The sequence below is a fragment of the Pannonibacter indicus genome, from assembly GCF_001418225.1.
GTDB classification, from domain to species: Bacteria; Pseudomonadota; Alphaproteobacteria; order Rhizobiales; family Stappiaceae; genus Pannonibacter; species Pannonibacter indicus.
In genome coordinates, this window is record NZ_LIPT01000001.1 from 258,465 (window position 1) to 273,705 (window position 15,241).

The 15,241-nt window shown below is 62.1% G+C and carries 11 protein-coding genes; 4 read left to right on the forward strand and 7 right to left on the reverse strand.

The annotated features are described in order from the left end of the window. The first annotated feature begins 415 nt into the window (after window positions 1-415). Window positions 416-2,098: a methyl-accepting chemotaxis protein gene (locus ASC48_RS01135; RefSeq protein WP_055454294.1), complete on the forward strand. Its 1,683-nt coding sequence runs from the start codon at window positions 416-418 to the stop codon at window positions 2,096-2,098. 59 nt (window positions 2,099-2,157) lie between these two features. On the opposite strand, the gene ASC48_RS01140 is transcribed toward ASC48_RS01135, so the two are convergent. Next, window positions 2,158-3,300, reverse strand: coding sequence for an endonuclease/exonuclease/phosphatase (locus ASC48_RS01140; RefSeq protein ID WP_055453992.1), 1,143 nt, complete (start codon window positions 3,298-3,300; stop codon window positions 2,158-2,160). A 103-nt stretch (window positions 3,301-3,403) separates the two neighbouring features. After that, window positions 3,404-4,177, reverse strand: coding sequence for a HugZ family pyridoxamine 5'-phosphate oxidase (locus ASC48_RS01145; RefSeq protein ID WP_082439930.1), 774 nt, complete (start codon window positions 4,175-4,177; stop codon window positions 3,404-3,406). Between the two features lie 228 nt (window positions 4,178-4,405). On the opposite strand from ASC48_RS01145, the gene ASC48_RS01150 reads away from it, so the two are divergent. Then, window positions 4,406-4,939 (forward strand): BA14K family protein, encoded by a 534-nt coding sequence (locus ASC48_RS01150; protein ID WP_055453994.1) that lies wholly within the window; start codon window positions 4,406-4,408, stop codon window positions 4,937-4,939. 267 nt (window positions 4,940-5,206) lie between these two features. Further along, complete coding sequence (locus tag ASC48_RS01155) at window positions 5,207-5,845, forward strand: LysE family translocator (RefSeq protein ID WP_055453995.1); 639 nt, start codon at window positions 5,207-5,209, stop codon at window positions 5,843-5,845. A 21-nt stretch (window positions 5,846-5,866) separates the two neighbouring features. On the opposite strand, the gene ASC48_RS01160 is transcribed toward ASC48_RS01155, so the two are convergent. Beyond that, complete coding sequence (locus tag ASC48_RS01160) at window positions 5,867-6,937, reverse strand: DUF2336 domain-containing protein (RefSeq protein WP_055453996.1); 1,071 nt, start codon at window positions 6,935-6,937, stop codon at window positions 5,867-5,869. A gap of 874 nt (window positions 6,938-7,811) precedes the next feature. Continuing rightward, the gene (locus tag ASC48_RS01165) at window positions 7,812-8,414 is read right to left on the reverse strand and encodes an FMN-dependent NADH-azoreductase (protein WP_055453997.1); all 603 of its coding nucleotides are present in this window, start codon (window positions 8,412-8,414) and stop codon (window positions 7,812-7,814) included. Between the two features lie 281 nt (window positions 8,415-8,695). Between ASC48_RS01165 and ASC48_RS01170 the strand changes: the two genes are divergently transcribed. Beyond that, window positions 8,696-9,016: a hypothetical protein gene (locus ASC48_RS01170; RefSeq protein WP_208975484.1), complete on the forward strand. Its 321-nt coding sequence runs from the start codon at window positions 8,696-8,698 to the stop codon at window positions 9,014-9,016. Between the two features lie 55 nt (window positions 9,017-9,071). Here the strand turns inward: ASC48_RS01170 and metH are convergent, their stop codons facing one another. The 3 genes from metH to ASC48_RS01185 form a co-directional block, all read right to left on the reverse strand. Further along, window positions 9,072-12,800 carry a methionine synthase gene (metH, locus tag ASC48_RS01175; protein ID WP_208975485.1) on the reverse strand — a complete coding sequence of 1,243 codons (3,729 nt, stop codon included), beginning with the start codon at window positions 12,798-12,800 and terminating at the stop codon, window positions 9,072-9,074. Between the two features lie 425 nt (window positions 12,801-13,225). Beyond that, window positions 13,226-14,140, reverse strand: coding sequence for a methylenetetrahydrofolate reductase [NAD(P)H] (gene metF, locus ASC48_RS01180; RefSeq protein WP_055453998.1), 915 nt, complete (start codon window positions 14,138-14,140; stop codon window positions 13,226-13,228). 1 nt (window position 14,141) lies between these two features. Continuing rightward, window positions 14,142-15,155 carry an ArsR/SmtB family transcription factor gene (locus tag ASC48_RS01185; RefSeq protein WP_055453999.1) on the reverse strand — a complete coding sequence of 338 codons (1,014 nt, stop codon included), beginning with the start codon at window positions 15,153-15,155 and terminating at the stop codon, window positions 14,142-14,144. Window positions 15,156-15,241 lie beyond the last annotated feature (86 nt).

Below are 15,241 nucleotides of genomic sequence, written 5' to 3' on the forward strand. Positions count from 1 at the left end.
GAAAGGCCCGCAAACATCATCCGGACAGTACGAACTCTCAAGCAACGCGACACCTTGAGGAGCAGCCAAGCCAATGTAACTACCAAGCAACCAAAAGACGCAGAACCCGGCACAGAGAGCACCATCATAAGTGATTTCCCTATGATATCTTTCACAATGAAATCAAATTAAGGCAGAATAATCCTCACATACATCGCACATCTCTACGTCCAATTTATATATTTATTAATTCTCAAGCCAAATCATCACCTCAAACTACAAACTAAACCATCATCAGGATCGCAAGCAAAAGTCCTGATGGGCAGCAACCGGTTTCAATGCGGGGTCACAGGAAATGAGCTCTTCGCGTTCGCAGATCAGCCGCTTTCATTCTATTGCCGCAAAAATTCTTGGGCTTGCCGGCCTCCTTAGCGTGATGATGATTGTAATTGCCGCCGTAGGTCTTCTGCAGATGCAGAAGATTCGCGGGGAGCTGACAGAGATTGCCGATGAAACAATTCCCCTGACCACAAACCTCACGAATGTAACACTGCTTCAGATGGAGCAGGCATTGCTGCTGGAGCGGTTGCTGAGGGCGGGAGACCTCAAAACCTCGGAAGCAACTGGCACTGTAGGCTCTTTGTCGCCGGGACTGATGAAGCTGGCGGAGACGGCTCAGAAGGAAATCCTTCATGCCGAAGAGGTCGCGCAACACGGCACCAAGCTTGCCAGCACTCCGGAGCACAAGGCCAAGTATGAAACCATTCTGGCCCAGCTGAAGCGCATCAAGGCCGAACATCAGTCATATGACGAGCACATCCGGGGAATCGCTGCCCTGATCAATTCTGGAGACATAACCAAAGCATCGGAAGCCTCCGTAAGGCTTGAGCGGGAACAGAAAGAGCTCAACAGGGAGCTGACAGGCCTGACCGAAGACCTCAACAGGTTTACGGAAGAATCCACGCTTCAGGCCAAGGAACATGAAGCGCACGGCCTGACTGTCATGACCGTCATGTCACTCATAGCGATGGGTGCAGGCATCAGTATCGCCTTGCTATTGTCAATCTTTGGCATCAGCCGCCCGCTGCGCAATGTCGTCCACGCCCTCAACCGCCTGGCACAGGATGACACGAGTGTGCAGCTCAAGGTGCGCAGCCGCGACGAAATCGGCGCACTGGCCGCTGCCTTCGAAGCCTTCCGCGAGAAAACCATTGAGATCAAGCGTCTGCAGGCCCAGGCAAAGGAGGAGGAAGAGCGCATCGAGCAGGAAAAGCGCAACGCCACACTTCGCCTTGCGGATAACCTGGAGGCGACGGTCAAGGGCGTGTCGGACAGCATCGCCACTGCCGTGAAGGAGCTGGAAGCCACCGCACAGATGATGGCCAGAAACGCCAATGACACATCCTCCACGGCCAACACGGTGGCTGCAGCAGCAGAAGAATCGAGCCGCGGCGTGCAGACGGTCGCTTCCGCAGCCGAAGAACTCGCCGCCTCCATCGGCGAGATCAGCCGCCAGGTGACAGCCGCTCTCGGTGCAGCCGGCACCACCACCGAGAACGCGCGCAGTTCCAGCGAAACGGTTGGCGTATTGGCTGCGTCTGCGCGCAGGATCGACGATGTGGTGAAGCTCATCAACGACATCGCCGCCCAGACCAACCTGCTCGCCCTCAATGCCACCATCGAGGCCGCCAGGGCCGGAGAGGCAGGCAGGGGCTTTGCCGTGGTTGCCGGTGAAGTGAAGGCACTCGCCACTCAGACCGGACAGGCGACCGAAGACATCAGCCGCCAGGTCGGCGAAATGCAATCCGGCGCCTCCCTCACCTCCTCAGCCATCGAGGCCGTGGTGACTGCCATCAGTCAGATCAACGGCCAGATTTCGGCCATCGCTTCGGCCATCGAGGAGCAGAATGCGGTGACCTCCGAAATCGCCCGCAATGTGCACGAAGTGGCACAGGGCAGCTATGAAATCACCCGCAGCATCGGCGCCGTCCGGGAAAGCGCCATGGATTCAAGCTCCGGCGCCCGTCAGGTTCTGTCCACCGTGGGCGTCCTCTCCGAACAGTCCCGGAACCTGCAGAACGAACTCGGCACTTTCCTGCAGAACATCCGGGCGGCCTGACGGACCTCGGCAGGGATTCAGTGACAAGCGGGGCAGCCATTGGGCTGCCCCGTCAAGTTTCAGGCTGGAGTCCGCCGGTCGAAATGCATCGAGACCGGCTTGTGATCGCTTGTCATCGCAAAGGCTGGCCGCGTTCCCGTAATGGCGTGATGGACGTCATGCTCCACCAGCCCTCCCGCCTGCCGCGCCCGGAAGCTGTTTGCCGTTACCTGACGGTTGCCGGTGAAGGTCTGGCTGAACAGGATGTGATCCAGCAGGATCCGCGGACTGCGGCCGGGATCAAGCCTGTCGCGGAAGAAAACCGACCAGCGTTCCTCCTCCGGTGCGTCAAACAGGGCGTGATTGAGGAACCGGCGGGCAAAGAAGATTTCGCCCTGCAGCGTGCTGATCAGGTCGTGATAGAGGAACCGGCGCTCGATCCGCTCCTTGCCCGGCCCGTCATTCAGATCGCCCAGCACGATCAGCGGCGCGCTTGCATCTGCGGCAAAGCGGGCATCGATATAGTGCCGGACATCCGTGCACTCAGTCGTGATCCTGACGCGGGAGTTGATCAGGTCAGCCACAAGCCCCGGATTGTTGTCGAAGAAGGCGGCATCCGTCACGTCACCCCTGCCGGAAGTGCGGGTAATCTTGCTCTTGAGATGACAGCCGATGAATTCGATGCTCACCCCATCCACATTGGCCAGCAGCACCTGCGGATGGCGCCAGTGGCTGTGATTGCGGGTGATGCGGAACAGGAGCTGGCCGTCCCGGAACTCCGGAAAGGCGACATCCCAGCTTCCAGCCCTGTGTTCTCCGCCGGAATTGGCCTCGGTCAGGCGCTTCCACTGGTCCAGATGAAGCAGTGAACCGGAAAGGCCGGGAATGTCCCGCAGCAGGAACCAGATCCACTGGCGGCCGGTCACCGCATCCGTGCCTTGCATGCCATAGGTCCTGCGGTCATCGGAGCCGCGCGTGACAAGCCTGTAGCCGGGTGCCGCCCTCTCGAAAAAGCGCTTCGCCCGGTCCTCTCCATTCGGTCCCTCGCTGATCATCAGCACATCGGCCGCAAGGGCGGTGATCTCGTCGCGCACTGCGGCAAGGCGGGCCTCGGCTTCCTCCCGGACGCCGTCTGAGGCGGCCTCCAGATCATCGAGCAGCTTGTCCGCATGCTCGATGTTCCAGCACGTCACCTTGAAACTCTGGATCCTGTTGTCTGTCATAAGCACCTCCCTTGCCCTGAAGGAAAGCAATTTAGGCGGGAATTGCAAAACTTACGCAACAGTCATGTCAGATTTCAGAAGGCCTCACAGCCATGGCAGGCCTTCAGGCCGGCGCCTTCGCCCGCGCCGCTTTGGCAAGCTCCACCAGCTTCTCACGCAGGGCCTTGGGCTCCGTCAGCGGTGTGTCGAACCACAGGCGGCAGACGCGGTCACCGGCCGCAAGATCGAGCCCCTCGGGATCAAGGCCCGTCAGCCGCCAGTTCGCCCTGGGCTGACCGCACAGAACCTGCGCATAAAGGGCAAGCGCATCCGCGTGGTCCTCATTCATGTGGGCGACAGCACCAGCCTCCCAGCCGGACAGCGGCGCACAAAGATCCGCCGCCAGCACGAGATCTGCCGCACTCAGCGCATGGGCCTTGCCGAAGCCGCCGTTGAGGCTGGCCCTTGCCACCTCCAGCCGGAAGAAGCTCATATCCGGAAAGTCCAGGTAAAGCCCGGCCTTGGGATGGCGGGCAAGATGGCGGCGGCGGGCCTCGTCATGATCCGGCGAGCCGCGTTCAATCTCCCGCGCCACGGCCATCACCGTCATGCGCGGATGGGCCAGCGGATCGCCCTTGCCGGGTTCTCCCACAAGCAGCGAGCAGCGGCCGTCTGCCAGCATGGCCGGCTTGTGAGCCGCGAGCTTTGAGGCAAGCACGACCGGCGTTCCATCCATGGCGGCAACAGGTGTCACCCGCGAGACCAGCGGATGGCCGGTCCCCACCTCCAGAACACCGAGGGCGGCATGGCGTGCGAGGCGCAGCAGTGAGCGGGCCTGACGGCGCACCTCATCATCCACCTCTTGAAGAAGAGCTTTTTCCTTTCCGGCTTCAGTCACCAGAGTTCTCCGAACAGCAATCTCCCTCCCCGCCATTCTATCCGCCCGGCCGCCAAAAAGACAGCCCCGGCCCTTCCGTAAAGCTGCCGCTGCAGCCGTTGCCAACATGAATGGCAGATGAACGGGCATCTCAGAGTGCATTCAGTCCCCCCATGGCAAATTGGCACCATCGGAACACAGAGGAACGGGCCACACGGATCGAGCCCCCTCACTCAAAGGAGACGGAAGATGAACACCCTGACCAAGCGCATTCTGACTGCTGCCCTTTCGGCCAGTCTGCTGGCGCCGCTGGCAACCGGCGCGCAAGCGGGCGGCTGGGGTGACCGGCACGGCGGCTGGGGCCATGGCCGCGGCTTTGAGCGCGGATATGACCGCGGCTACGACCGGGGCTGGGAAGACCGCAACCGGGTTGAGCGGGGCCGGGACCGGCACGAGGAGCGCGGCCGCAAGCGCAACAACACGGACGCAGCCCTTGCTGCCGGTGTGATCGGCCTTGCCGCCGGAGCCATCCTTCTGGGCACCATGAGCGGCAGCGCCAGCGCCTCCATGCCTCCCCCGGCCTATTACCCGCCGGCTCATGCTCCCATTCCCGCTCCTGGCCCGGTCTATGGCGCACCGGTCTATGGCGCACCTCAGGCATCGCCCGGCTATCTGCCATGGAGCCCGGCCTGGTACGACTACTGCAGCTCGCGCTACCGCAGCTTCAATCCGCGCACGGGCACCTTCACGACCCATGGCGGCGAGCAGCGCTTCTGCCAGTAATACCAAGGCTTCCGATGCTGACGCATCGCACCTTGAAGTTGCTCAGGCGCCGCACGGGCTTGACCGGCTCTTGATGAATCAAGCTCATCGGGAGGCGGTATAACACGGACCGTCAGCCCAATCCCCGGAGGGAGCCCACACTGCGGGCTCCCTTTCTTTTTTCTGTCAGACGGCCGTCAGCCCCACAATCCAACTTGCAAAGTGCCATGCGCCGTGGCTGGCTTCTCCCGCTGGCGGAAGCCGGGCATGTTTGGGAAGGATTGTGGAATGACGATTGAACTCTACATCGCCTATGTGGCGGCCACTCTCGTTGTGCTCGCCATCCCCGGGCCAACCATCCTGCTGGTGATCAGCTACGCCCTGTCGCATGGCCGCAAATCGGCCGGAGCCTGCGTCCTGGGTGTCGCCCTGGGAGATGCAACAGCGGCCACCGCCTCGCTGCTGGGCCTCGGCGCTGTTCTGGCCGCCTCCGCTACCGCTTTCACCATGCTGAAATGGGCCGGCGCGCTCTATCTGCTGTGGCTCGGCATCAAGATGTGGCGGCAGCCGCCGTTCATTCCTGCAACGGACCAGATTAATGCGGCAGCACCCGCCATGGAGCCGCGCAAGATCTTCTGGAACACCTATGTGGTGACGAGCCTCAATCCGAAGGGCATCGCCTTCTTCATCGCTTTCCTGCCGCATTTCATCGCCCCTGCCGCCCCTGTGGCGCCGCAGCTGGTGCTGATGGGCGTGACCTTCGTGGTGCTGGGCGCCTTGAACGCGGGCGTTTATGCGCTCGCCGCCTCTGCGCTGCGCAAGCAGATCCGCAAGCCCTCGCTGATGAAAGCCCTCAACCGGCTTGGCGGTTCCCTGCTGATTGGCGCTGCGGCCATGACGGCCGCCCTGCGCCGGGCTGCAGCCTGATCCAAGACGTCACGCCCCTCGTCAGGACGCCTTTTTCGCGCGCTCCCGGATCACGGCGAGCGCGCGCATCGCTTCAGCCCTCTGCATACGGCCATAGCGCAGGAAGGCATCGTTGATCTCCTGACCGCTCATCTTCAGCCGCTGGGCCCGCAGCTTGACGATGTTCTTGTAGGCATTGTCCGTCACCCCGTTGGCGCGGCACAGGATGATCAGCGGCGCATCATCCGTGTTGAAGACCACCCGGGCCACCATCGCCGTGGGCAGTTCACTTACCTCCGCCAGCAGATGGGCAAGGTCCACAGGACGGTCCGTCTTGGAAAACTGGTTGACCGCATCGTCAATCGGGCGGCGGCGGGCTTTCATATCATCGATCAGCATCTTCGCACGCGACTGGGCGCTGCCCAGATCACGCACCTGAGCCTGCACCTCCTGCGCGGCCCGCTCCGCCAGGATCTGCACCAGCGTTCCATCTCCCCCCAGATCAAGGATACGCTTCTTCAGTTCCTCGGAGAGGTAGGGAACGAGATTGCGGGCGCCCTCGGCCGGAAGATCCTCGCGGCCGATCAGTGCTTCCTGGATCATCGGATGATGCCGGGCCTTTTCCAAGAGCATTTCAAAGACATTGGCGGTGAACCGGGCCTGCTCGTTGCCGGCGACCGTTGCCAGAACCTCGGTGTTTCCCCGGCTTACGATGACACTTGTCACCGCCTCGTTCAGGGGCCGCCGGTCTGCGATGACGCCCAGATGATCCATGCTGCCAGTCTCGGCAAGGGACACAAGATCATCGGTGGTCAAAACCGGTGAACCGGCCAGAACCGGCGCAGCAACGTTAATCCGGTCTGCTGCAAGCGACATGATCAAGTCGCGCGGGGCCGCCTCAGCCTCGCAGATGCGCACGGCCAGCGCCATGCGGGCTTCTTCCTCAAGCTTGCCGATCACCTTGAGCACGATATCGCCAAACAGCAGGCTGATATGGTCGACCTGATCGGATGCGGCGGTCATGAACATGTCCGTCACCGCATCGACGAGCGCACGCCGGCCTTCCGGGGTGTTATCCCTCGCAAGTTCCGCCAGCCTGCCGAAATTTTGCATTTTTGCCCGCCCAAAGCATGCATCAGATCAAGAAACTACATTTTGCAGAACTTGTTACCTTTTTATTAAGCCGATGATAATTCTTACAAATAGATTTTCAACCACAAATATTTATCTCGCCGCACCTGTGTCTTGATAAATCGGCCCTGTCCCCTTGCCAAACACTGCGCCAGCGCTCCTCAGCGCCATGCACAGCCTATAGGCAGGACTACGGTCCCGGCAGGCAGTCCCAGCCAGACAAGAACTGCCATTCATGCGCGTAATCAACGGGTTATATCTTTGAATCAGAGAAAATACGCAACGGCTTTTGCAGTGCAGCACATTTTCTGCTTTGCGCAGGCGGCCACCTTGCCTACATTAATGAACGTGCAGGAAAGGACATCGGGAGGCAAAACAATGTCGATTGTCCGCAATCTTGACGTGATAGCAGTCTGTGCAGCTTTCGTCTTCCTGGGCGCCATTGTGATCGGCGCACTGTAGGAGACCTGGAGGACTGCAGATCTGATGCTGGCTGGGTAGACGATATGCATCAGATGGAAATCCGGCAGGCCGGAGCAACCGGCAGCCGCGCTGGAAAAGCGTAACCAGAAAATATCAGGGATCCAGTGGAGCGCCCGCAGGGTGATGATCCGGCGGGCGTTTTATATCAAGGCGCCGAGACGCTGACGCATCGCTGCTTGAAGGTGCTCAAGCGCCGCACGGGCTTGAGCACCTCCCGATGACGCAGGCTCATCGGGAGCGGGTATCCTGTCAGGACCTCCGGATGCCGGGACAGCAGACCGGCCGCCCGGATCAGAGGCGCGGCCCTGACACAACACAGCCGCCCTTTCGGGCGGCTGCGGAACTCTGTCTTGGGTTAAAGTTTTGCCTGAACTCAGGCGGCCTTGGCGACGAGAGCGTCGATGGCCTCGTTCGCAGCCTTGATGCTGCCCTCAGCGTCCATGGCCAGCTTGTCGGCCGCCACGACTTCCACATCGGTGATGCCGAGGAAGCCGAAGACGTGACGCAGATAGGTGGTGGCATAGTCATAGGACGAGCCGACCGGTGTGCCGCCAGAAGCTGCAACGATATAGGCCTTCTTGCCCTTCAGCAGGCCTTCCGGACCAGCTTCGGTGTACTGGAAGGTTTCGCGGGCGCGGGCCACCAGATCGATCCAGGACTTCAGCGAGGCCGGAATGCCGAAATTGTAGACCGGAGCGGCGATGACGATCACGTCAGCAGCCTTCAGTTCGGCAACGAGGCTGTCGGACAGGGCAAGCTTTGCCTTCTGTTCATCGGTGCGGGCTGCCGGATCGGTGAAGTTGGCGCCGATCCATTCTTCGTCAACCAGCGGGAAGCCGGCGGACACATCGCGGGTCACGGTCTTGGCGCCAGCGATCTTGGCCGCAAGGCCGTTCACCAGCTTTTCGGTGAGATCGCGGGTCGCAGAGCCTGCCTTGCGGGCGGAAGCGTCAATCTTGAGAATGGTCTTGGACATGAAAGCTCTCCTTCGAGATGAGGTGCCGGGGAGGTGAAGCACCGGTTGTTCGTCGGCCTACACATAAACCCGCCCCCCCCCGGAGAACTAGGCCACAGCTGGTGAACAGTCTGTTCGGGTCATCGTGAACCTCCGGCCTGAAGCCGCCGCACTCGAAGCTTCGGCCGAGCAATTTCAAGGCGTGATCCGTCAGCGTCCGAAAACCTTGGTATGACAGGTTCACACCGCCCTCCGCGCTGCGTCCTCCTTCTTGCCAGTCACCTCTGACAAGGAGCAATTCCATGACTACGATTTGGGGCGTCGTGAACGCCAACGGCACCATCGCATCCGGCAGCGGCGGTGAGGGAGACTATGATTTCGCCGTCATCAACGAAGGGCCGGGGATCTACCAGATCTCGTTCAACGGCAATTTTTCCGGTCTGCCGGCCATCACCGGCTCGCAGGTGATGTGGGGCACCATGAGCGAAAGCCCGCTCGACAACGTGGTCTTCCCCTACCTCACCGCCGCCAGCGCCACAGCCATCACCGGCGCCTCGAATGGCGCACCGCAAAACCGCAGCTTCTCCTTCATCGCTGTGGGCGAATCGTCCAGCGGCCGCTGAAAACGCAAAGGGGCAGGCAGCAAAGTGGTGCCGCCTGCCCCTCAGATGCCGTGCCTCACTCAGCCGCAGCGCGGCGGCGGGGGTCGTAGTTGAGGATCGGGGCGAGCCAGCGCTCGGCATAGGCCAGGTCCCAGCCCTTGCGCTGCGCGTAGTCTTCCACCTGATCACGCTCAATCTTGCCGACGCCGAAATAATGGCTGTCCGGGTGGCTGAAGTAGAGGCCGGAGACGGAAGAGCCCGGCCACATGGCGTAGCTTTCCGTCAGGTTGATGCCGGTCGCCTCTTCCGCGCCGAGCAGATCGAACAGCGTGCGCTTTTCGGTGTGGTCCGGCTGGGCCGGATAGCCCGGGGCAGGGCGGATGCCCTGATACTTCTCCTCGATCAGATCCTCATTGCTGAGGGTCTCATCCGCCGCATAGCCCCACAGGTCCTTGCGGACGATCTGGTGCAGCTTCTCGGCAAAGGCTTCCGCAAGGCGGTCGGCCAGCGCCTGGCTGAGGATCTTGTTGTAGTCATCGCCCGCCTTGGCGTAGCGGGCGGCAAGCTCATCCTCGCCGTGACCGGTGGTGACGGCAAAGCCGCCCACCCAGTCGGCAATGCCGGAGCCTTCCGGCGCCACGAAGTCGGACAGGGCCACATTGGCGCGCCCGCCGGCCGTGCGGGCCATCTGCTGGCGCAGGGTGTAGAAGGTAGCGATCGGGCTCGTGCGGTCCTCGCTGCCGAAGATCAGAATATCATCGCCGCGCGCCTGTGCAGGCCACAAGCCCGCAACGCCGCGCGCCGTCAGCAGCTTGCCTTCCACGATCTCGTCCAGCATGCGCCGGGCATCATCGTAGAGTGCCTTGGCCGCCGGGCCATAGCGGTTGTCCGTCAGCACAGCCGGATAGCGGCCCTTGATCTCCCAGGTGGAGAAGAAGGGCGTCCAGTCGATCACCGGCACCAGCTCTTCCAGCGGGAAATTGTCGAAGCGGGTGATGCCGGGTTTGCGCGGCGCCTGCGGCTTGCGGGTGAAGTCGCAGATGAAGGCATTGGCACGGGCATCGGCAATGGACACGCGCGCGCCGGAGCCGCGGGCATTGGCATGCGCTTCTGCAATCTCCGCATACTCCTTGCGGATCTCGGCGTAATAGGGATCGCGCTGGCCTTCGCTCATGAGGCGCGAGGCAACACCCACGGCACGGCCCGCATCGGTCACGTAGATCGCCTGTCCCCGGGCATAGTTCGGGTGGATCTTCACCGCCGTATGGATGCGGCTGGTGGTTGCTCCGCCGATCAGCAGCGGCACATCCAGCCCCTCGCGTTCCAGTTCGGCAGCCACGTGGCACATCTCGTCCAGAGACGGAGTGATGAGGCCGGACAGGCCGATGATGTCCACCTTCTCCGCCTTGGCCGTCTCCAGGATCTTTGCCGCAGGCACCATGACGCCGAGGTCGATCACATCGAAATTGTTGCACTGGAGCACGACGCCGACGATGTTCTTGCCGATGTCATGCACATCGCCCTTCACCGTCGCCATCAGGATCTTGCCCGCAGAAGACGAGCCCTCAAGGCCGGAGAGGCGCTTTTCCTCTTCCATGAAGGGCATCAGATAGGCCACGGCCTTCTTCATCACGCGGGCGGACTTCACCACCTGCGGCAGGAACATCTTGCCCGCGCCGAAGAGGTCACCCACCACGTTCATGCCGTCCATCAGCGGCCCTTCGATCACATGGAGCGGACGCTCCACGGTCTGGCGGGCAGCTTCGGTATCCTCAACCACGTAGTCGTCGATGCCGTTGACGAGCGCATGCTCCAGCCGCTTGGCGACAGGCCATTCGCGCCAGCTGAGATCGGCTTCTTTCTTCTTGCCGCCCTCGCCTTTCCAGCGCTCGGCCGCCTCCAGCATGCGGTCGGTCGCTTCCGGCGAGCGGTTGAGCACCACGTCCTCGCACAGGTCCCGCAGTTCCTTGTCGAGGTCGTCATAGATGGCGAGCTGACCGGCGTTGACGATGCCCATGTCCATGCCGCGCTTGATGGCGTGGTAGAGGAACACCGAATGCATCGCCTCGCGCACGCCCTCGTTTCCACGGAAGGAGAAGGAGAGGTTCGACACGCCGCCCGACACATGGGCATGGGGAAGGTTCTCACGGATCCAGCCCGCCGCCTCGATGAAATCGACGCCGTAGTTGTTGTGTTCTTCGATGCCGGTGGCCACCGCAAAGATGTTGGGATCGAAGATGATGTCTTCCGGCGCAAAACCGGCCTTTTCCGTCAGCAGCTTGTAGGAGCGGGCACAAATTTCGGTCTTGCGCTCGAAGGTGTCGGCCTGCCCCTTCTCGTCAAAGGCCATCACCACGACGGCCGCGCCATAGCGGCGGACAAGCTTGGCCTGCGCCAGAAACGCCTCCTCGCCTTCCTTCAGCGAGATGGAATTGACGATGGGCTTGCCCTGCACGCATTTGAGGCCCGCCTCGATCACGCTCCACTTGGAGCTGTCGATCATGACGGGAACGCGGGCGATATCCGGCTCGGCAGCAATGAGGTTCAGGAAGGTGACCATGGCGGCTTCCGAATCCAGAAGCCCTTCGTCCATGTTCACGTCGATGATCTGCGCGCCGCTCTCCAACTGCTGGCGGGCCACATCCAGCGCAGCCGAATAGTTTCCTTCCTTCACCAGCTTGCGGAAGCGTGCGGAACCGGTGACGTTGGTGCGCTCGCCGACGTTGACGAAGTTGATTTCCGGCGTCAGCACGAAGGGCTCAAGGCCGGACAGGCGCATCAGGCGCGGCACATCTGGCAGCACGCGCGGCGCCTTGTCAGCCACGGCTTCAGCAATGGCGCGGATATGCGCCGGTGTCGTGCCGCAACAGCCGCCGACGATATTGACGAGGCCGGAGGCGGCAAACTCGCCCACGAGTCCCGCCATATGCTCCGGGCTCTCGTCATATTCGCCAAACTCGTTGGGCAGGCCCGCGTTCGGATAGGCGCAGACCAGCGTATCGGAAATACGGGCAAGATCCGCCACATGGGCGCGCATCTCCTTGGCACCCAGCGCGCAGTTGAGGCCGATGGAGAAGGGCTGCGAGTGGCGGACGGAATACCAGAAGGCTTCCGCCGTCTGGCCGGACAGGGTGCGGCCCGAAAGGTCGGTGATCGTGCCTGAGATCATCACCGGCAGGCGGACGCCCTTTTCCTCGAACACCTCATCAATGGCAAAGAGCGCGGCCTTGGCATTGAGCGTGTCGAAGATGGTCTCGACCAGCATGATGTCTGCGCCGCCGTCGATCAGACCGCGTGCGGCCTCCGCATAGGCCTTGCGAAGATCGTCGAAGCTCACGGCCCGGTAGCCGGGATTGTTCACATCCGGCGAGATGGAAGCGGTGCGGTTGGTCGGGCCGATGGCACCAGCGACGAAGCGCGGACGCGACGGGTCTTTCGCGCCCACCAGATCGCAGGCCTCGCGGGCCAGCCGGGCGCTCTCGAAATTCAGCTCATAGGCCAGCGCCTCCATGCCGTAGTCGGCCTGGGCGATGGTGGTGGAGGAGAAGGTGTTGGTTTCAACGATATCCGCCCCGGCCTCCAGATAGGACACATGGATGGCGCGGATATCATCCGGGCGTGTGAGGCTCAGGAGATCGTTGTTGCCCTTGAGGTCCTGCGGCCAATCGGCAAAGCGGCTCCCCCGGAAGGCCGCCTCATCCAGCTTCAGCGTCTGGATCTCCGTACCCATGGCGCCATCCAGCACAAGAATGCGCTTGGCGGCGGCAGCGTGGAGGCGGTCGAAAACGTCAGACTTCTTCAGCATGGATGTGATCCGGTTCCTGTCACACAAAAGGTCCGCCACGCGGACCTGAAGATCATTCCCGTCCGGCGCAGGCCTGAAGCTCCGCGCCCGACATGTTCAAAACTGCCCTTCCCGGCAAGCGGTCAGGCTCATGTTCGAGGTCTACCACATGCACACATCCCGTCTGAAACCGTTAAGGTCATGGCGGAGGGTGGCAGTTTCGTTTCGATTTCCCGGCGTCTTACCCCCTTCCCATGGTAAGCGGAGAACCTTCTCCTCCCGGAACGAAGTTTGAAAATCTCCACCGCCCCCTCACAAGTCTAGTCAGGAAACCTGAGCCGCAGACACTTTCAGGCTCAGAGCCCCCCGCCCTTACCCTGCCCGTCAGGGGAAGGGGAGCGGAGAGACCTCAAGACAAAGCAAATGCCTCACTGCGGGCCAGGCCCTCACGCCACCTGGCGCGCGGTCTCCCCCTGCCCCAGCCCCAGCATGTGGCAGAGGGCGAAGGTCAGTTCGGCGCGGTTCATGGTGTAGAAGTGGAAGTCGCTGATGCCGCGGTCGACGAGATCCATCACCTGCTCATAGGCAACGGCAGCGCCGACGAGCTTGCGGGTTTCAGCGTCATCATCAAGGCCGGCAAAGCGCCGGGAGAGCCAGTCCGGAATGGTGGTTCCGCAGCCCGACGAGAACTTCACCACCTGATCGAAGTTCAGGATCGGCAGGATGCCCGGCACCACCGGAATGGACAGGCCCGCCTTGGCGATACGCTCCAGATAGGCCTCGAACAGGTTGTTGTCGAAGAAATACTGGGTGATGACGCGGCTCGCGCCGGCATCAATCTTGCGCTTCAGATTGTCGATCTCGGTCTGCCAGTCCTTGCTTTCAGGATGGCGTTCCGGATAGCCGGAGACGGAAACCTCGAAATCACCGATCGCCTTGATCCCGGCCACCAGATCGCTGGCATAGGCATAGCCGTCTTCACGCGGCACATAAGCCGTGCCGATGCCCTGCTGCGGATCGCCGCGCAGGGCCACGAGGTGGCGCACGCCAAGATCCCAGTAGTCCTGCACCACGGCGTCCACTTCGGCGCGCGAAGCACCGACGCAAGTCAGGTGCGCCGCCGGCAGCATCGGCGTTTCCTTGAGAATGCGCTCAACCGTGTGGTGGGTCCGCTCGCGGGTGGAGCCGCCCGCGCCATAGGTGACCGATACGAAGGAGGGCGACAGGGTCTCAAGCTTCTGGATGGTTGACCACAGGGTCGCTTCCATCTTGTCCGTCTTCGGCGGGAAGAACTCGAAGGACACCTTGACCGGTGCGCTCTCGCTGCTGTGCGAACGGCGGGCGTCGGTGGAAGTGGACATGTTACGCAACCTCGCGGGTTAGATCGGCGTGCGGCAGGTCCGTCACGACCCTCGGGTCGCGCGCCAGCCACAGGGTGACAGTCAGTGCTGAATGATTGCCTGCAGATGCAGGCACAAGATCTGTGACGTCTTCCACGTCGAGCCCAAGCCCCTGCAGCCAGCGGCCCATCTGCTCGCGGGAGAAGCCGAGACGGCGGTGGGCATGCTCCTCGCGCAGGAACTCAAGCTCATGCGGAGCAAAATCGACGATCATCAGCCGCCCGCCGGGGCGCAGCGCACGGGCAGCCTCCGCCAGGGCACGGGCCGGATCGTCCAGGAAATGCAGCACCTGATGCAACGCCACCAGATCAAAGGAAGCCGGCGGCACATTGAGGGCATAGATATCGCCATGGCGCACCTGCGCCTGCGTCAACCCCTGCTCCGCAAGATTGGCACGGGCAACGGCGAGCATGTCATGCGAGGCATCGACGCCCAGCGCCGTGGTGTAAAGCGGGGCAAACAGCTCGAGCAGACGGCCGGTACCGGTGCCAAGGTCAAGGAAAGACTGGAACGGCTTGTTGCCCAGCGCCCGGAGCATCGCTGCTTCCACATCGCGCTCGGCCACATGCAGCGAGCGCTCCTGATCCCACACCTGCGCCTTGGCGGCGAAATAGGCAGCCGCCTCTTCCGCCTTGGCCTTGCGCAGGCCGTCAAAGCGGGCCGCATCGGCTTCCAGCACATCATCGGAAGGCGTGAGCCGGGCGACAAGATCACGGGCCAGATCCCCGGCAGCGTCCTCCGCCAGCCGGTAGAACACCCAGGAACCTTCCGGATAGCGGCGCACGAGGCCTGCCTCTGCCAACAGTTTAAGATGCCGGGAGATGCGCGGCTGGCTCTGACCGAGAATTGCCGTCGCATCCTTCACCGTCAGCTCGCTGCGGGCAAGCAGCGCCAGAAGCCGCAGACGGCTCGGCTCACCGGCCGCCCTCAGGCCCGACAACAGGTCTTCGATGGAGAGATGCTGATCGCCGCTCATGCCGTCCACACCATACCGCCGCACTCGGCGCTTCTTCATATAAAGATATCTTTATACCACACCAGACGCACGTGCAAGCCCTGAGA